This window comes from Actinomadura geliboluensis (genome assembly GCF_043197915.1).
GTDB classification, from domain to species: Bacteria; Actinomycetota; Actinomycetes; order Streptosporangiales; family Streptosporangiaceae; genus Spirillospora; species Spirillospora geliboluensis.
On record NZ_JBICUA010000003.1, the window covers coordinates 277,514 to 295,161 of the forward strand.

Consider the following 17,648-nt stretch of genomic DNA (forward strand, 5'->3'; position numbering starts at 1 on the left):
AAACATGTCGTAACCTCGCGTGGCATGACCCCTCGTGAGGAGACCCGCCGGCTGCGGACCGTGACCGGCACGATCGCGACGTCCGAGATCACCGGGCCGGTGCTCGCTCACGAGCACCTCCAGATGGACCTGCGCTGGCCCGCGCGCCCCCAGCTGGTCGAGTCCGACCCCGGCCGGTGGCTGGACGAGGAGAAGCCCGTCCAGCGGGAGCTGTCCGCGCTGCGCAAGGAGCACGGGCTCGGCCTCGTGGTCGACCTCACGTGCTCGGGCATGGGCCGCAACGCCGCCGCGCTCGCCCGGATCAGCGCCGGCGCCCGGGTCGCCGTGGTCGCCGGGACCGGCGTGTTCACCGAGCCGTTCCACCCGGCGTTCGTCCGGGAGACGCTGGCCGCCGAGACCGGCCCGGACGGCCCGACCGGCGTCGAGCGGCTCGCGGAGCGGCTGCTCGCCGAGGTCGGCTTCGGCATGGACGGCACCAACTGCCTGCCCGGCGTCATCGGCGAGATCGGCACCTGGGGCGAGTCGCCGACCGAGACCGAGGAGCTGTGCCTGCGCGCCGCCGCGCGGGCGGCCCGCTACTCCGGCCTGTCCGTCGCGACGTACGGCCGGTCCGGGCTCGCCCAGATGGAGATCCTCACCTCCGCCGGGCTGTCTCCCGACCGCGTGGCCGTCGGCCAGCAGGACCGGGTGGACGACCCCGGGCAGCACCGCAAGATCGCCGAGATGGGCGGCTACGTCTCGTTCGGCACGCTCGGCCTCGCGGGCGACGACCCGGACGCCGTCGGCGCCCGCGTCCGGCTCGTGCTGGACCTGCTGGAGGCCGGGCACGCCGACCGGGTGCTGCTGAGCACCGGCGTCTCCCGGATGGAGCAGATCGGCCGCTACGGCGGCGCCGGCTTCGGCTACCTGTTCAAGACCTTCCTGCCCGCGCTGCGCGCCGCCGGAGCCGACGAGGCGACGCTGGACACCATCCTGCGCGACAACCCCCTGCGGTGGCTCGCCGGATCCTGAGCGAGGGCCTCACGGCTCCGTGAGTGGGTAGGGGACACCCCGGAAGGGGGTGGTCCCCATGTCCTGGAACAGATCCGCACGAGGGGACTTCCAGCGGGCGGAGACCGTCCGGCTCCCCTACACCGACCGCACCGAGGCGGGCCGCGTGCTCGCCGAGCGCCTCGTCCCCCTGGGCCTGGAGGGGGCGGCCGTCCTCGCGCTGCCGCGCGGCGGCGTCCCCGTCGGGTACGAGGTCGCGCGGCGGCTCGGGTCCCGGCTCGACGTCCTGGTGACCCGCAAGATCGGTTATCCGCCGCAGCCGGAGCTCGGCGTCGGGGCGATCGCCGAGGGCGGCGCCCCGGTGTTCGACGGCGAGCTGCTGGCCCGGCTCGGCCTGCGCGAGGACGACCTGGCGGGCACGGTGGCGGCCGAGCGCGCCGAGCTGGACCGCCGCGTCGCGGCCTACCGGGGCGGCCGGCCGCTGCCGGAGGCCGCCGGGCGCCCGGTGATCGTGGTGGACGACGGGCTGGCCACCGGCGGCACCGCCCGCGCCGCGGTGCGGGCCATGCGCGAGCGCGGGCCGTCCCGGCTGGTGCTCGCGGTCCCGGTGGGCGCCGCGGAGACCGTCCACGGGCTGGAGGCCGAGGTGGACGACATCGTCGTCCCGGCGGCGCCGTGGGACTTCCGCGCCGTGGGGCAGTGGTACCGCGACTTCGAGCAGCTGACCGACGCCGACGTGACGGCCTGGCTGGAGCGGGCCGCGTCCGGCGCGCGGGGCCCGGGCGGACCGGACGGCGGGTGAGGCGGCGGGCCGCCGGGAGCCGGCCCCGGCCGGCGCCCGGAATGGCGGCCGCCGAATTTCGGTGAATGGGTCACATCGCGGAGTCGTTTGCGGTAAAAGCATCCCGGATGGAATGTCGTGGAACGATGTAACCCATCTGTGATGCAGATGTGACGACCGGGCCCGACCCGGTCGGAGGGGCAAGACCCCCGGCAACGCAAACGGCCCCGCGGGGCGGGGCCGTGACGTTTTCAGGTGGCATGCCGGGGATCGCGTCGGGAGCGTTTCCGAGCCTGCCCGCTCGCTCGGTCAGGCGGCGTTGGCGCGGCGCATCCGGCGACGGCGCTCGGACGCGCGCTCGTCCTCGTTGAGACCGCCCCACGTGCCGTACTTCTCGGGCCGGGACACCGCGTAGTCCAGGCACTCCGTGCGGACGGGGCAGCCCATGCAGATCTGCTTGGCCTTGCGCTCGCGAATCTCGCGCTCGGGCTGGCGCTCGCCGTCGGGACCGAAGAAGAGGACGAGGTCTTCCCCCCGGCACGCCGCGGCGTCCTGCCAGCCCCAGCTGGGACGAGGGAGGTTTGCCTGCCGACGTACCTGAGCCATGGAACACCCACCTTGATTGGTTTCGAACAAAAAACGGGACATGGACGCTCGACGTGCTTCAGGTGACATGAGTCAGAAGCGCCGAATGTTCCAACGTCTGGAGTTGCCGCTCTGTTCCCCGTCCGGTTACTCCGGAATCCTGGGGACGTGCGACACGGAGGCCCTCGAATGGGGCCTCAGAGAGATTACACGAGGGCCGCCTCGTTGAGAAGGGTGAGTTCCCTAACAACATAGGTTCGCAAGTTCTCGCCGCAGTCCGGGCCGCAGGGGTCGGACTGCTGGACGGCCTCCAGGGTCACCCGGTAACGGCTCTCCCGAGCAGTAACGACCGCTTCGTACCGAGATGTTCCGGTCAGCGACTCCACGGTCACCTCGTCCACCCCGAGGACGCCGGTCCGGGCGCGGACGAAGTGCTCCGCCGCCTGCGCCGGCTCGGGCGTCCCGGCCCGCCCGCGCAGCCGGTCGAGGACGACCTCGCCGCGCAGGTAGGCGTCCACCGCCGTCACGGCCTCGGTCTCGCCGAGGTCGCCGTAGTAGAGCCCGTGGGGAAGACACACCAAATTCGCCGCAAATCGGTCGCCGCCGACATGGGTGGTTTCCCATACGCGGCGGTCGAAACGCCCGGCGAGGGCCCGGGCCAGCGGCGCCCCGGTGCGCGCGCAGCAGGCGTTGTGCCGCCCGTGCGTGCACGCCAGCAGCACCGGCTCCGTCACCCGCGGGCCGAGCCCCGGCGACCGGCCGGCGGCGAGCGCGGCCAGGTCGAGCCCCGCCAGCTCCGCCGGATCGGCCAGCTCGCGGCCCTCCATCCAGACCTCGGCGCCGCGCGAGAACGCGGCGTAGACCTGGACCGGCGGGGTGGCGCGGCGGCGCCCCGGCCGCCGGATCAGCTGCGGCCGGACGCCCGCCTTCTTCGCGGCGCGCACGGCCTCGCCCACCGGGTCGCCGCCGGGCAGGTCGGTGACGTTCTCGGGCCACGGACCGGGGTGCTCGACGAGCAGCCAGGCGCGCGCCTTCACGGTCGCGCTCGCCAGGCACGGGCGCTCGCCCGTGTGGCTCCCCGGGCAGTGCCCGCAGCCGTTCCCCCGCGTCACTCGTCCCCCCGGCCGATCTTCAATGGATTAGGTAAGGGTAACCTAACGGGTCGCGGCCAAACCTGGAGGGGTGCGGCGGGAGGGGTGACGGAGGTCTCAGTCTCCCCTTCCCTCAGCGCAGCGCGGCCCGGGGGAGCAGCGCCTCGGCGGCGGGCAGCGCGGCCTCCCGGTCGGCGGCGACGAGCCCGATCCGCGTGCGGCGGTCCAGCAGGTCGCCGGCGTCCAGCGCGCCCTCGTGCCGGACGGCCCAGACCAGCTCCGCCCCGGTCACCGGCACGCCCGGCGCGACCGGCTCCAGCAGCGCGGGGTCGTCCCTGCCCAGCGCGGCCAGCATCGGCGCCTCCGTCCCGTAGCGCTGGACGAGGCGGGACGGCGCGTCCAGCGCGTCCAGCCGGGCGCGCGGGGCGGCGCCGACCAGCGGCAGCCGGGACGTGCGGCTCGGCCCGGCGGCGAGGCCGCGGGCGCGCACCGCCGCGTCGACGGCGTCCTGCGCCATCCGCCGGTAGGTGGTGAGCTTGCCGCCGACGACCGTGACGACGCCGTCCCGCGAGGTCAGCACCGCGTGGCGGCGGGAGATGTCGGCCGTGTCGCCGCCGTGCCCGACGTCGAGCAGCGGGCGCAGCCCGGCGAAGGCGCCGAGGACGTCCGAGCGCCGGACGGGGACGTCCAGCGCGGAGGCCAGCACGTCGAGCAGGAACCCGATCTCGCCCTCGGTGGGCTCCGGCACGTCCGGGATCGGCCCGTCGGCGGGCTCGTCGGTGAGGCCCACGTAGACGCGGCCGTCGCCCTGCGGCAGCACCAGCAGGAAGCGGGAACCGCCGCCGGGGATCGGCACGTGCATCCCGGCGGACAGGCCGCGCAGCGCCGCCGCCCGCAGCACCAGGTGGGTGCCCCGCGACGGGCGCAGCCGCACCCCGTCCACGAGGCCGCCCGCCCAGACGCCGGCGGCGTTCAGCACGGCCCGCGCCCGGACGGTGAACTCGCGCCCGGTCAGCTCGTCGCGCACCAGGGCGCCGTCGCCCGCCACCTGGACGGCGCGGCACCGGGTGAGGACGCGGGCGCCGTGCCCGGCGGCGGTCCGGGCGAGGGCGGTGACCAGGCGCGCGTCGTCGCACAGCTGGCCGTCCCACGACAGCAGCCCGCCGCGCAGCCCGTGCGGGCGCAGCGCGGGCGCGAGCCGCAGCGTCTCGACCGCCGACAGCCGGCGCGGGCCGGGCAGCACCGAGCGCGGGGTGCGCGCGGCGAGCCGCAGCAGGTCGCCGGCCCGCATCCCACCGCCCGTGACCGTCGCCTGGGTGCGCGACACCAGCGGTGTCAGCGGCAGCACGAACGGCAGCGCGCGCACCAGGTGCGGGGCCGTGCGGCGCATCAGCGTCCCGCGCTCGACCGCGCTCTCGTGCGCGACGTCCAGCTGCCCGGACGCGAGGTAGCGCAGCCCGCCGTGGATCAGCTTCGAGCTCCACCGGGACGTGCCGAACGCCAGGTCGTGCGCGTCGACCGCGGCGACCGACAGCCCGCGCGACGCGGCCTCCAGGGCGGCGCCCGCGCCGGTCGCGCCGAGGCCGACGACCAGCACGTCCACCACCTCGTCCGGGAGGGCGGCGAGCTCGCGTTCCCGGCGCGCCGCGGTCAGCGACGTGCGCGGGTCCGGTGCGGAGGTGTTCATGGGGCGAGCATCCTCTCCAGGACGTGGCGGAGCTCGGCGTCGAACGCGTCGGCGTCGAAGCCGGGCTCGGCCGCGTCGATCATGATCGGTGCGGACAGCGCGAAGGACTGGACGACCAGCAGCAGCGCCCGCGCCTGCCGGCCGGGATGGCCGGCGCGGACCGTGCCGTCCCGCTGGCCGGCGGCGATCCCCTGCTCGAACCAGTCCAGGAACGCCCGCTGGCTGGCGCCGCAGCGGTCCAGCAGGTAGGGCAGCAGCAGTTCCGGGTCGACTTCGATGATCTTGCGCAGCAGGGGGTGCTCGCGGAACGTCCGCACGCCGGTGACCAGGCCGTCCACCATCCGGGGCCGGACGGGCCGGCCGTCGTCGGGCGGCTGCAGCGCCGCGCCGAGCGCGGTCCACTCGCGGGTCATCAGGTCGGCGACGATCGTGCGGACGTCCGGCCAGCGGCGGTACAGCGTCATCCGGGACACGCCCGCGCGGCGGGCGATGTCGGTCAGCGTCGTGCGGCGCACGCCGACCGCGAGCACGCAGTCGCGCGCCGCGTCGAGCACGGTGTCGTCGGCGGTCCGCGCCGCCGCCCTGTTGTGACGATTCGACGTCATGTGTCACAGTGTAAGCACACAGGGGACGGGCGGACGACGAGGAGGCGGCGTGGAGACGCGGGACATGCTGTGGAGCGGCTGGGGGGATCCGGCCATGGCCGCGCCGCTGCCCGAGGGGACGGCCGGGCTGCTGCGCGACCTGCTCGGCGTGCGGCCCGCCGCCGCGGCGCCCCCCGCGCTGCGGGCGCTGAAGGTCGCCGACCCCCGGCTGTCCGGGGCGGACCTGACCGCGCTCGCCGCGATCGTCGGGGACGGCAACGTCCGCGCGGACGCCGAGACGCGGGTCCGGCACACGCGCGGCAAGTCGACTCCCGACCTGCTGCGCATCCGCGCGGGGGAGACCTCGGACGCGCCGGACGCGGTCGTCCTGCCCGGCTCGCACGAGGAGGTCCTCGCGGTGCTCGGCGAGTGCGCCGCGCGGCGGATCGCGGTGGTCCCGTTCGGCGGCGGGACGTCCGTCGTCGGGGGCCTCGAACCCGTTCTGTCCGAGGCGGGGCGACCCTCCACGCCCCACGGAGCGCCTGCGGCGCCGAGAGGCGTGGACGCGTTCATCGCCCTCGACCTCCGCCGCATGGACCGGCTCGTCGAGATCGACGAGGTGTCGCGCACGGCCGTCCTCCAGCCGGGCCTGCGCGCCCCGGCCGCCGAGGCGCTGCTCGCCGAACGCGGTTTCACGCTCGGGCACTTCCCGCAGTCGTTCGAGTGGGCGACGATCGGCGGGTTCGCGGCGGCCCGGTCGAGCGGGCAGGCGTCCGCCGGGTACGGCCGCTTCGACGACATGGTGGTCGGGCTGACCGTGGCGACCCCCGAGGGCGCGCTGGACCTCGGCCGCGCGCCGAAGTCGGCCGCCGGGCCGGACCTGCGGCAGCTCGTCCTCGGCTCGGAGGGCGCGCTCGGCGTGATCACGTCGGTGACGGTGCGGATCCGGCCCGTCCCGGAGGCGCGGGAGTACGAGGGCTGGCGGTTCGCGTCCTTCGACGCGGGCGCCGCCGCGCTCCGCCGGCTCGCCCAGGACGGCCCGCTGCCCACCGTGCTGCGCCTCTCGGACGAGACCGAGACCATGGTCGGCCTGGCCGACCCCTCGGCGATCGGGGAGGGGGCGTCCTCGGCAGGCTGCCTGGCGGTGCTCGGCTTCGAGGGCACCCTGGCGGACGTGGCCGCACGGCGGGCGGGCGCGGCGGAGGTGCTCCGCGACGCGGGCGGCGAGCCGCTCGGCGCCGGGCCGGGCGAGAAGTGGGAGCACGGCCGGTTCAACGCCCCCTACCTGCGCGACTCCCTGCTGGACGCGGGCGCGTTCGCCGAGACGCTGGAGACGGCCGCGTTCTGGTCGGACGTCCCCGAGCTCTACGAGGCCGTCCGGACGGCGATCACCGGGACGCTGTCGGAGGCCGGGACGCCGCCGCTCGTCATGTGCCACATCTCGCACGTCTACCCATCCGGGGCGTCCCTGTACTTCACCGTCGTGTCGGCGCAGGGGGAGGACCCGGTCGAGCACTGGGCGCGCGCGAAACGCGCCGCCAACGACGCGATCGTGGACGCGGGCGGCACGATCAGCCACCACCACGGCGTCGGCACCGACCACCGCGACTGGTACGCGAAGGAGATCGGGCCGCTCGGCGCGGCCGTCCTGCGGGCCGTCAAGGAACGGGTCGATCCGGCGGGCATCCTCAATCCGGGCGTCCTCGTCCCGCCGGCGCCGGAGGCGTGACCGCCATGCGCGCCTTCACCGCGATCGTGAACCCGGCGGCGGGCGGGTCCGCGTCCGCCTCCTGCCTGATCCCGCTCGGCCGGCTGCTGCGCGAGGCGGGCGCCGAGCTCGACGTGGAGTACAGCCGCGGCATGGAGCACGCCGCCGACGTCGCCCGCGCGGCGGCGGAGGCGGGGCGCGTCGTCCTCGGCGTCGGCGGGGACGGCATGGTCGGCTGCGTCGGCGGCGCCCTCGCCGGGACGGACGCGGTCTTCGGCATCGTCCCGGCCGGGCGCGGCAACGACTTCGCGCGCCAGCTCGGCGTCCCGTCGGACGCGGCGGAGCTGGCCCCGCTGCTGCTGGAGGGCGAGCCGCGCGCGGTGGACGCGATCGAGGCCAACGGGACGCCCGTCCTCGGCAGCGTCTACGCGGGCATCGACGCGATCGCCAACGACAACGCCAACCGGACCCGGCTGCTGCGCGGCTCCGCCGCCTACTACGTGGGCGCGCTGCGCGCGGTCCTCACCTGGCGGCACGCCGACTACCTGATCACCGTGGACGGCGCGGAGCACCGGCGGGAGGGCTACACGGTCGTCGCGGCGAACTCCGGCTACTACGGGTTCGGCAAGCACATCGCCCCGGACGCGCGCGTCGACGACGGCCTGCTCGACGTCGTCCTCATCCGGCGGGCGCCGCGGACGCTGTTCTTCGCGGTGATGCGGGAGCTGGCGGACGGCTCGCACGTGCGGCGCCCCGAGGTGGAGGTCATGCGCGGCCGGGAGGTGCGGATCGAGCTGGCCGACGGGCCCGGCCGCAGGCTGCCGTACGGGGCGGACGGCGAGCTGCCCGGGGTGCTTCCGGTCACCGCCCGGGTCATGCCGGGCGCGCTGCGCGTGCTGGCTCCCTGAGGTTTTGCCTGCTGTTTGGGGCGGTTTACGCCCGCATTACGGCTCTCCGTATAGCGTCAGTTACGTCCCGCTTTCGGGACCTTGGGGCCGTCCTGCGGAGGCATCATGAGAGGCGACTGCACGCTCGCCGTTCTGGGGGGACTCATGGTGTTCGCGGACGCCCCCGACGTGGTGGCGCCGGCGTCCTTGGGGGTGGCGCCGGCGTCCACCACGCGCACGCGCGCGTCTGCTTGACGACGCGACCGCCTCCGGACAGGCTGTGAGGATCCCCTCACCGCTGCCGGAGGCGTTTCGTGTCCGAGGAATCCCCCGTGCCCGACAACTCGCGTACGTCCGAGGCGGGCGCGGGGTGGGTCTGCGGGAGGCCCGGCACCTTCAGCGAGCTGCTGCCCGAGCGCGTCCCCGACTTCTCCTGGCGGCGCCCCTCGGTGCTGTGGCGGTCCCGCAACGACGTGCTGGCGAAGCTGTTCGGCGACCCGTCCAACGCGATCCGCCGGCGCTGCGTCGCCGCGCTGCGCGAGCGCGGCACCCCGGCCGCGTTCACCGTGCACCGCTCGGCCCCGGAGTTCTCGTTCGCGCTGCTCGGCGACACGGGGGAGGGCGACCGCTCGCAGTACGCGGTGGTGCCCCCGCTGCTGCACGCCGCCGCCGGCACCGACTTCATGATCGTCGCCAGCGACGTGATCTACCCGACCGGCGACTGCGCACAGTACCCGGACAAGTTCTTCCGCCCCTACCGCGACTACCCGGCGCCGATCTTCGCCGTCCCCGGCAACCACGACTGGTACGACGGCCTGCGCGGCTTCCTGCACGTCTTCTGCGGCCTGGACGCCGACTGCACGCCGCCGCCCTGGCGCGGCGCGCTGGGGTTCGTCCCGCGGCTGCTGTGGCGGCGCCCCGGCGAGGTCGACGCCGCCGCGGTCGCCGCCGCCCGCCGCGAGTACCGGGGCGCGCCCGGCCAGCACGCCGTCCAGCCGGGGCCGTACTGGGCGATCGACACGCCGTCGCTGCGCATCATCGGCATCGACACCGGGATCACCGGCGTGCTCGACCGCGACCAGGGCCGCTGGCTGCGCGAGGTCTCCGGCGGCCCGAAGCCCAAGCTGCTGGTGACCGGGAAGCCGCTGTACGTGGACGACGACCAGCGGCCGGGGGCGATCGAGGGCGGCGGGACGGTCGACGAGATCGTCCAGGACCCGGCCCACCACTACGTGGCCGCGATCGGCGGCGACATCCACAACTACCAGCGCTACCCGCTGCGGACCGGCGACGGACGCACGATCCAGTACATCGTCTCGGGCGGCGGCGGCGCGTTCATGCACGCCACCCACACGATCCCGCGCACGCACGTCGTCGAGGAGAACGAGTTCCGCTGCTACCCGCTGCGCGGCGACTCCCTCTCCCGCTACAGCAAGCTCTACGGGCGGTGGCTGCGGCTGCCGAAGCTGTTCGAGCTCACCCCGGAGGAGGCCACCGCCGCCGTCCGGTACCGGCTCGGCATCAGGCCGGGCCGCGGCTACAAGGCCGCCCAGGACGAGGCCCGGCCGCCGCGCCGCGCGCGCTTCGTCGCGGCCGTCCTCGGCGTCCCGCGCGACGGCCGCCGCCGCCCCGGGATCCTGCGGCTGCCGGTGCACCGGCTCCCGCAGCGCTTCCGCTCCGAGCTCGCCGACTGGGACAGGCCGCCCTTCTTCAAGAGCTTCCTGCGCCTGGACGTGACGGAGTCGCGGTTGCGCATCCGCTGCTTCGCCGCGACGGGCTGCGGCGACCACGAAACGGACCCGCCGTGCGAGGACGAGGTGACGATTCCGCTGCGGTAGCCCGAAAATCTGGAGAAGTCGCCTACAAAGTGGCCAAAGTCGGCGATTTGCGCCCACGACGTGGCCCGATGCCGTTACAGTCTTGGGCTCAGCCTTACGGGTGAACGGTAACGGACGGTCGGCCGGAAAACGACCGCGTCCCACAGGAAGAGCGAACTCGATGAGTTACCCCCAGCAGGGCCAGGGCCAGCCGCAGCAGCAGGCCTACCAGGGCGGCTACGCGCCCGCACCGGCGCAGCAGGGCGGCGCCCCCGCCGCCGTCGGCGCGGGCCTCAACATGAAGCGCCGCAACCCGGTCGGAGCCTGGCTCGGCCTGCCCATCATCACTTTCGGCATCTACGGCCTGGTCTGGTTCTTCAAGGTCCACGACGAGCTGCACCGCTTCGACCGCCGCATCGACAACGCCGCCACCAACGCGCTGCTGTCCATGCTGTTCGGCGCCATCACGCTCGGCATCTGGCCCCTGATCATGTACGTCAAGCTCGGCGGCCGCATCGCCGAGGCCCAGCGCGCCGCCGGCCTCCAGCCGAGCTGCAGCGGCGGCATGGGCTTCCTGCTCGGCATCTTCGGGTTCGGCGTGCTGTACTACCAGATCCAGCTGAACAAGGTCGTCGACCGCTACGGCGACACCCCGGCCGGCCAGCAGGTCTCCCTGGTCGCTTAAGCACGTGGACCCGGACGGCTACGGCCCTGGCCGTCCGGGCGAGACTCGCGGGACCCCTTCGCGCGCACCCGTCGCGGAGGGGTCCTTCGCGTGCGCGGTTCCGCGTGCGCGGTTCTGTCGGTGGGGGCGAGCACAATGAGCGGGTGAGGATCGCGGTCGCCGCCGGAGCCGGCGGCGGGGGCACGCTGCGGACGCTCGGCGAGGACGGGGCGCCCGCCGCACCCGCGCGCGACGTCACTGATCTGGTCGCCGCCATCGCCGAGCAGGAACGGGCCGCCGCGCCGCGCTGGGTGTGGCCGGCCACCGCCCGGCTCTACCCGCGGCTGCTCGACGCGGGCGTGCGGGTGGCCCGCTGCCACGACCTCGAACTGGTGGAGAGCCTGCTCCTCGGCCACGCCGGGCGGTACGGGGAGCCGCGCTCGGTGCGGGCGGCCTGGGCGCGGCTGCGCGGCGAGCCCGTCCCGCCGGACCGCCCGCCCCCCGACGAGCCGGCCCCGCAGGCGTCGCTGTTCGACGACGAGCTGTTCGACGGCGAGCCGTTCGGCCGGCGGGCGGGGCGCGACGCGCCCGCCGACGACATCGCGCAGGTCGTCGCGGTGCACGCCGCCCAGCAGCGCGCCATCGCCGGGCTGGACGGCTTCGCGCTGCTCGCGGCGGCCGAGTCGGCGGGCGCGCTGGTGGCGGCCGAGCTGCGGCACGACGGGCTGCCCTGGTCCGCCGAGGAGCACGACGCGCTGCTCACCGAGCTGCTCGGGCCGCGCCCCACCGGCGGGCTCCGCCCCCGCAGGCTGCAGGAACTCGCCGACCGCATCAGCGCCGCCTTCGGCGCCCGGGTCCATGTCAACCCCGACTCCCCGGCGCAGATCATCAAGGCGTTCGCGAGCGCGGGCCTGCCGATCGCGTCCACCCGCGCGCACGTGCTCAAGCGGCTCGACCACCCGGCCGTCCCGCTGCTGCTGGAGTACAAGGAGCTGTCGCGCCTGCACACCGCGCACGGCTGGGCCTGGCTCGACACCTGGGTGAAGGACGGCCGGTTCCGCCCCGAGTACGTGGTCGGCGGCGTGGTGTCCGGGCGGTGGGCGACGAGCGGCGGCGGCGCGCTGCAGATCCCGCGCGTGCTGCGCCGGGCCGTCGTCGCCGACCCCGGCTGGTCGCTGGTCGTCGCGGACGCCGCCCAGCTCGAACCCCGCGTGCTCGCCGCCCTCGCGGGCGACCGCGCGTTCACCGAGGCCGCCGCGCACGGCGACCTCTACGCGGCCCTGTCCGACGCCTTCCACGGCGACGGCGACGGCGGTCTCAGCGCGCGCGCCAAGGCCAAGCTCGCGCTGCTGTCGGCGATGTACGGCGGCGGGACGGGCGAGGCGGTGCAGCTCCTCGCCGTCCTCAAGCACCGGTTCCCCGACGCGTTCGAGTACGTGGAGGCGGCGGCGCGGGCGGGGGAGCGGGGGCGGCTCGTCCGGTCCCGGCTCGGCCGCACCTGCCCGCCGCCGTCCGCCGGGTGGCGGGAGCTGACGGCGGCGGGCGACGGTGAGGGCGAGGAGCCCGGCGACCGGCGGGGCGCGGCGGCGCAGGCGCTGCGCAGCCGGGGCCGGTTCACCCGCAACTTCGTCGTCCAGGCCACGGCCGCCGACTGGGCGCTCGCGCTGCTCGGCTCCCTCCGCCGCCGCCTCACCGCCCTCGGCGCGGCGTCCGCCGGCACCGGCGCTCCCCGGCTGGTGTTCTTCCAGCACGACGAGGTCATCGTGCACACGCCCGCCGGGCTGGCCGGCGAGGTCGCCGAGGCGGTGCACGCGGCGGCGGGGGAGGCGCGGCGGCTGCTGTTCGGCGACACCCCCGTCGTCTTCCCGATGGAGATCGCGGTGGTCGACCGCTACGCCGACGCCAAGTGAGCCGCCAGCGCGCGGACGGTGTTGGCCGCGGCGAACGCGTGCCCCCGCGCGTTCAGGTGCAGCTGGTCGGAGCTGTAGATGCCGGGGTCGGCGGCGACCGGATGGTCCGGCGGGTTGTGCGCGTGGCACGCGCCCAGCTCGGCGGCGACGTCGGCGGTCAGCGCGGCCAGCCGGCGGGTGCGGGCCGACATGACCTCCCGGTAGCGGGCCGGGCCCAGCCCCGCGACCGTGATGTCCAGCAGCCCGATCGTGACGACGTCGGCCCCCGCCGCGCGGAACGCGGAGATCATCGCGGCCAGCTCGCGCCGCACCCCGTCCGCGTCGAACTCGGGGCGCAGCATGTCGTTGCCGCCGGCCACCACGAAGGCCAGGTCGGGCTTGAACGCCAGCGCCGGTTCGAGCTGCGCGGCGCGGACCTCGGCGGCGACCAGGTCGCGGCGGCCGAGGTTGAGCGCGGTGAACCCCGGTGCCACCGCGCCCAGCGCCTCCTCGACGCGGTCCGTCCACGACAGGTCGCGGTAGCCGGGTACGGGCTCGCGGACGCCCTCCGCGACGCTGTCCCCGATCGTCACCATCCGCCGCCACGGCGCGCCGGCCAGCAGCGCGGCGGCCTCGGCGGCGGGCAGGACGGCCGGGTCGGTCCACTCCGACAGCACGGTCTCGGTCATGAGGTCTCCTTCGGTGAGGCGCCGCTCCGGAGGGTCAGCGGCAGTCCCGCGAGGACCGCGCCGGCGGCGGCCAGCGTGCAGAACAGGTAGACGGCGGTGTAGTCGTCGTGCACCGCCCGAGCGGGCAGCATCGCGGCGAGCACGGCGATGCCGAGCGCGCCGCCGAGCTGGCGCGCGGTGGTGTTGAGGCCGGTGGCGCCGGCGAAGCGCAGCGGGCCGACCGACAGCGCGGCGGCCGAGGCGGTGCCGGTGGTGAGCATCCCCATGCCGGTCCCGACGAGGAGGCCGACGGGGAGCCAGAACGTGAGGAAGTGCGGGTCGGCGGGCAGCGACACGACCGCCCAGATCCCCGCCGCGACCATGATGGACGCGCCGCCCACCACGGCGGGCCGCACGCCGATGCGGCTGGTGAGGCGGCCCATCAGGATCGCCGCCGCGGTGGCGGTGAACGCGCCGGGCGTCGAGGCGAAGCCCGCCTTCAGGATCGAGTAGTCCCATTCGGAGGTCAGGTACAGCACGCCGAGCAGCAGCCACGAGTACAGGGCCGTCCCGTACAGGAACGAGGCGGCGTTCGCGACGGCGAACTGCCGGTTGCGCCACAGCGAGATCTCCAGGGCCGGCACCGGGTGCCGGGCGGACCGCCAGAGCGCCAGCGCGACGAGCGCCGCGCCGCCGAGCAGCAGCGCGAGCGTGCGGGCGTCCGTCCACGACCAGTCCTGGGTCTGCGTCACGCCGAGCGCGACGCCGCCGATGCCGGCGCCGAGCAGGACCGTCCCGGCGAGGTCGGGGAGCCGTCCGGCGCCGCGCGCGGCGCGCGGCAGCCGCAGCCCGCCGAGCAGCATCGCCAGGCCGACCGGCAGGTTGATGACGAACAGCGACCGCCAGCCGAACTGGTCGACGAGGACGCCGCCGAGGCCGGGGCCGATCGCGGCGGCGAACGCGCCCGCCGCGCTCCACAGGCCGATGGCGCCCGCGCGCCGGTCGGCGGGGGTGTCGTGCAGCAGCAGGGCGAGGGACGCGGGGATCAGCGCGGCGGCCGCGGCGCCCTGGACGCCGCGCGTCGCGAGCAGCACGGGCACGTTCGGCGCCAGCGCGCAGGCCAGCGAGGCCAGCGTGAACAGCCCGGCGCCCCACAGGTACAGCGCCCGCCGGCCGACCAGGTCGGCGAGCCGGCCCGCGGGGGCGAGCAGCGCCGCGAACAGCGCCGCGTACAGGGTGATCACCCAGGTCAGGCCGGTCAGCGAGCTGCCCGGGAAGTCGGCGTGCAGGTCGGGGACGGCCAGGTTCGCCACGGTGGCGTCAAGCATGGCCAGGAACGTCGCCCCGGCGGCCAGCCAGGGCACGTCCCGCCGCGCGCCGGCCGCGCGGGGCGGCGCCGCGGTGGTGTCGGCGGTCATGGGTGGTCCTCTCCAGAAAAATAAACGAACGGTCGTACACTCTTCTCTTCGGACCCCCGCCGTCAAGGGGGCGGGCGCCTTGACTTTGCACGAACGGTCGTGCAGATTTATCGGGTGACGACGGACGGACGGCTGCTGAAGGGCGAGCAGACCCGCAACGAGATCCTCTGCCGGGCCGCCGACATCGCCTCGGCGGAGGGCCTGGAAGGGCTGTCGATCGGCCGCCTGGCGACCGAGCTGCGGATCAGCAAGAGCGGCGTGTTCACGCACTTCGGCTCCAAGGAGGAGCTACAGCTCGCCACCGTCCGCAAGGCGGTGAAGCTGTTCCGCGAGCACGTGGTCAAGCCCGCCCTCGCCGCGCCGGAGGGCCTGCCCCGCGTCCGCGCGCTCCTGGACGCCTGGCAGCGCTACCAGCGCGAGCCCGTCTTCCCCGGCGGCTGCTTCTTCCACTCGACGATGGCCGAGTTCGACGCCCGCCCCGGCCGTGTCCGCGACGCCATCGCGGCCTCCCAGCGCGACTGGGGGGCCTTCCTGGAGCGCTGCCTCGGCGAGGCGCGCGACCGCGGCGAGCTGGACGCGTCCACCGACGTCCCGCAGCTGGCCTTCGAGCTGGACGCCCTCTGCCGCACCGGCGCGGCCCACGCCCTCCTGTACGACGAGCCCGCCTACCACGACCGCGCGGCGCGGGCCATGGACGCCCGCCTCGCCGCCGTCAGCCCGCCGGCGAGTACGACGGGCGCGCGTTGAGCGCCGCCACGTCGGAGAACGACGTCTGCCGGTAGGCGCCGGTGATCGCGCTCAGCTCCGCGGGGGACAGGACGTCCTCGATCCGCTCGAAGCCCCGCGGCGCGCGTTCGCTCACGGTGTGCAGGACGCGGTCCGCCGGCATGTCCCGGCACGCCAGGACGATCGCGTTGGCCGTCTCGCGGCGCTCCTTCTCGTACGCGAGCAGCCCGTCGGCGGGGTCGTCCGACCGGGCCAGCTCGTGCGCCAGGACGCGGGCGTCGAGGACGGCCTGCGACCCGCCGTTGGAGCCGATCGGGTACATCGGGTGCGCGGCGTCGCCGACCAGGGTGACCCGGCCGAACGTCCACCGGTCGAGGGGGTCCCGGTCGACCATCGGGTACTCCAGGATCTCCGCCGCGCCGGCCAGCATCGCCGGGACGTCCAGCCAGCCGAACCGCCAGTCCGCGAAGTGGGGGAGCACGTCCCCGAGCCGCCCGGTCCGGTTCCAGTCGGCGGCGCCCGCCGCCCCGGCGCCGGCGACCTTCACCTCGGCGACCCAGTTCAGCAGCGCCCGCCCCCGCCGCTCCGCGCGCATCGAGATCGGGTAGACGACGATCTTGGCCGCGGTGTTGCTGCCCGCCACGGCCAGCGTCCGCCCGGTGAGGAACGGCTCGCCCTCGGTCAGGCCGCGCCACATCCGGATGCCGTTCCACAACGGGGCCGGCTCGTGCGGGTAGAGCCCGCGGCGGACCGCCGAGTACAGCCCGTCCGCGCCGACCAGCACGTCCGCCGTGACGGTCTCGGCCGTGCCGGACGCGCGGTCGAGCAGCCGCGCCCGCACCCGCGCGCCGTCCTGCTCGAAGCCGTCGAGGGCGGTGCCGGTGCGGACGGACCGCTTCCCGAGGCGCGCCAGCACCGCCTCCAGCAGCGCCATCTGCAGCTCGCCGCGGTGGATGGAGTACTGCGGCCAGTCGTAGCCGAGCGCGCGGCCGCGCGGCTCGCCCCAGATCCGGCCGCCGTACCGGTCGAAGTGCACCATCTCGCCGGTCGGGACGCCGAGCTCGGCCAGCGCGCCGCCGAGACCGAGCTCGGTCAGCTCGCGGACGGCGTGCGGGAGCAGGTTGATGCCGACGCCGAGCGGCCGCAGCCGGGCGGCCGAGTCGACGACGAGCGCCTCGATGCCCGCCTCGTGCAGGCTCAGCGCGGTGGTGAGCCCGCCGATTCCGCCCCCTGCCACGAGTACGCGCATCGATCACCCTCCGCCGTCACCGCGCGGGCTTGCTGCCCGGCTCCGCCTTGGTCATGATCTCCTCTCCGGCCGCCGTTTCGGAGCCGGCGTCCGCTTCCGGCCCCTCCGCCGCGGCCGTCGTGGCGGCGGGCGCGGCCCCGGGCACCTTGGCGCCGCCGCGGACCAGCCGGCCCACCTCGGCGCGGAGCCGGACGAACTCCGGCAGCCCCCGCGTCTCGATCTGGTCGCGGGTCGACGGCAGCTCGACGCGCAGGTCGGCGTGCACGCGGGCAGGGGCCCGGTTCAGCACCACCACGCGGTCGCCGACGTAGACGCTCTCGTCGATGTCGTGGGTGACCAGCAGGATCGTCATCTTCTCGTTCCGGTGCACCTGGAGGACGAGGTCCTCCAGGTCCTCCCGGGTCTGGGCGTCCACCGAACCGAACGGCTCGTCCATCAGCATCAGCGACGGGCGGTACGCCAGCGCCCGCGCGATCGACACGCGCTGCTGCATGCCGCCGGACAGCTGCCAGGGGTACTTGCGCCCCGCGTCCGGCAGCCCCACCGACTCCAGCGCCCGCTCCGCCGCGGCGCGCCGCTCCGCGCGGGCCATCCCGCGCCGGCGCAGCGGCAGCGCCACGTTGTCGCGGACGGTCAGCCAGGGGAACAGCGACCGGCTGTAGTCCTGGAAGACGACGGCGAGGTCGTCGGGCACGCCGTTGATGGGCGAGCCGTCCAGCGAGAGCGTCCCGCCGGACGGGGCGATCAGCCCGGCGATGCAGCGCAGCAGGGTGGACTTGCCGCAGCCGGACGGCCCGACGATGCTGAGCAGCTCGCCGTCCGGGACGGTGAGGTCGAGGCCGTCGAGCGCCAGGTGCCCGTCGGCGTAGGAGTGGGTGAGGCCGGTTATCTGAAGCATCTCAAG

At 75.4% G+C, this 17,648-nt stretch carries 16 protein-coding genes; 8 read left to right on the forward strand and 8 right to left on the reverse strand.

Going from position 1 to position 17,648, the window contains the following annotated elements; genetic code table 11:
- Positions 1–24: 24 nt before the first annotated feature.
- Both ACGFI1_RS11780 and ACGFI1_RS11785 read left to right on the forward strand, forming a co-directional pair.
- Positions 25–1,011, forward strand: a complete 987-nt coding sequence (locus tag ACGFI1_RS11780; RefSeq protein ID WP_392784951.1) for a phosphotriesterase family protein — start codon at positions 25–27, stop codon at positions 1,009–1,011.
- A 58-nt stretch (positions 1,012–1,069) separates the two neighbouring features.
- Positions 1,070–1,792 (forward strand): phosphoribosyltransferase, encoded by a 723-nt coding sequence (locus ACGFI1_RS11785; RefSeq protein WP_386869906.1) that lies wholly within the window; start codon positions 1,070–1,072, stop codon positions 1,790–1,792.
- A 288-nt stretch (positions 1,793–2,080) separates the two neighbouring features.
- Here the strand turns inward: ACGFI1_RS11785 and ACGFI1_RS11790 are convergent, their stop codons facing one another.
- The 4 genes from ACGFI1_RS11790 to ACGFI1_RS11805 form a co-directional block, all read right to left on the reverse strand.
- Positions 2,081–2,377: a WhiB family transcriptional regulator gene (locus tag ACGFI1_RS11790; RefSeq protein WP_021600082.1), complete on the reverse strand. Its 297-nt coding sequence runs from the start codon at positions 2,375–2,377 to the stop codon at positions 2,081–2,083.
- Positions 2,378–2,562: 185 nt separating this feature from the next.
- Positions 2,563–3,468 (reverse strand): sucrase ferredoxin, encoded by a 906-nt coding sequence (locus ACGFI1_RS11795; RefSeq protein ID WP_392784954.1) that lies wholly within the window; start codon positions 3,466–3,468, stop codon positions 2,563–2,565.
- Positions 3,469–3,580: 112 nt separating this feature from the next.
- Complete coding sequence (locus tag ACGFI1_RS11800) at positions 3,581–5,134, reverse strand: glycerol-3-phosphate dehydrogenase/oxidase (RefSeq protein ID WP_392784956.1); 1,554 nt, start codon at positions 5,132–5,134, stop codon at positions 3,581–3,583.
- Positions 5,131–5,739 (reverse strand): TetR/AcrR family transcriptional regulator, encoded by a 609-nt coding sequence (locus ACGFI1_RS11805; RefSeq protein ID WP_138641241.1) that lies wholly within the window; start codon positions 5,737–5,739, stop codon positions 5,131–5,133. The genes ACGFI1_RS11800 and ACGFI1_RS11805 overlap by 4 nt, the downstream gene beginning before the upstream one ends.
- 64 nt (positions 5,740–5,803) lie before the next feature.
- Here ACGFI1_RS11805 and ACGFI1_RS11810 point away from each other — a divergent pair, with 64 nt between their 5' ends.
- The 5 genes from ACGFI1_RS11810 (at position 5,804) to ACGFI1_RS11830 (ending at position 12,704) form a co-directional block, all read left to right on the forward strand.
- Entirely contained in the window at positions 5,804–7,447 is a 1,644-nt protein-coding gene (locus ACGFI1_RS11810) for an FAD-binding oxidoreductase (protein WP_392785530.1), read from the forward strand.
- Between the two features lie 5 nt (positions 7,448–7,452).
- Positions 7,453–8,334, forward strand: a complete 882-nt coding sequence (locus ACGFI1_RS11815) for a diacylglycerol/lipid kinase family protein (protein WP_386869969.1) — start codon at positions 7,453–7,455, stop codon at positions 8,332–8,334.
- A 311-nt stretch (positions 8,335–8,645) separates the two neighbouring features.
- The gene (locus tag ACGFI1_RS11820; protein ID WP_392784958.1) at positions 8,646–10,151 is read left to right on the forward strand and encodes a metallophosphoesterase family protein; all 1,506 of its coding nucleotides are present in this window, start codon (positions 8,646–8,648) and stop codon (positions 10,149–10,151) included.
- 160 nt (positions 10,152–10,311) lie between these two features.
- Positions 10,312–10,815 carry a DUF4234 domain-containing protein gene (locus ACGFI1_RS11825; RefSeq protein ID WP_138641239.1) on the forward strand — a complete coding sequence of 168 codons (504 nt, stop codon included), beginning with the start codon at positions 10,312–10,314 and terminating at the stop codon, positions 10,813–10,815.
- Between the two features lie 143 nt (positions 10,816–10,958).
- Complete coding sequence (locus ACGFI1_RS11830; RefSeq protein ID WP_392784960.1) at positions 10,959–12,704, forward strand: bifunctional 3'-5' exonuclease/DNA polymerase; 1,746 nt, start codon at positions 10,959–10,961, stop codon at positions 12,702–12,704.
- On the opposite strand, the gene ACGFI1_RS11835 is transcribed toward ACGFI1_RS11830, so the two are convergent.
- On the reverse strand, positions 12,686–13,372 hold the full coding sequence (locus tag ACGFI1_RS11835; RefSeq protein ID WP_392744752.1) for an SGNH/GDSL hydrolase family protein: 687 nt from the start codon (positions 13,370–13,372) through the stop codon (positions 12,686–12,688). The genes ACGFI1_RS11830 and ACGFI1_RS11835 overlap by 19 nt on opposite strands.
- Positions 13,369–14,769, reverse strand: coding sequence for an MFS transporter (locus ACGFI1_RS11840; protein WP_392784962.1), 1,401 nt, complete (start codon positions 14,767–14,769; stop codon positions 13,369–13,371). The genes ACGFI1_RS11835 and ACGFI1_RS11840 overlap by 4 nt, the downstream gene beginning before the upstream one ends.
- 114 nt (positions 14,770–14,883) lie before the next feature.
- On the opposite strand from ACGFI1_RS11840, the gene ACGFI1_RS11845 reads away from it, so the two are divergent.
- Positions 14,884–15,516, forward strand: a complete 633-nt coding sequence (locus ACGFI1_RS11845) for a TetR/AcrR family transcriptional regulator (RefSeq protein ID WP_240808441.1) — start codon at positions 14,884–14,886, stop codon at positions 15,514–15,516.
- Here the strand turns inward: ACGFI1_RS11845 and ACGFI1_RS11850 are convergent.
- Entirely contained in the window at positions 15,482–16,744 is a 1,263-nt protein-coding gene (locus ACGFI1_RS11850; protein ID WP_392784964.1) for a flavin-dependent oxidoreductase, read from the reverse strand. The genes ACGFI1_RS11845 and ACGFI1_RS11850 overlap by 35 nt on opposite strands.
- A gap of 16 nt (positions 16,745–16,760) precedes the next feature.
- Positions 16,761–17,642 carry an ABC transporter ATP-binding protein gene (locus ACGFI1_RS11855; protein WP_392734004.1) on the reverse strand — a complete coding sequence of 294 codons (882 nt, stop codon included), beginning with the start codon at positions 17,640–17,642 and terminating at the stop codon, positions 16,761–16,763.
- Positions 17,643–17,648: the final 6 nt, after the last annotated feature.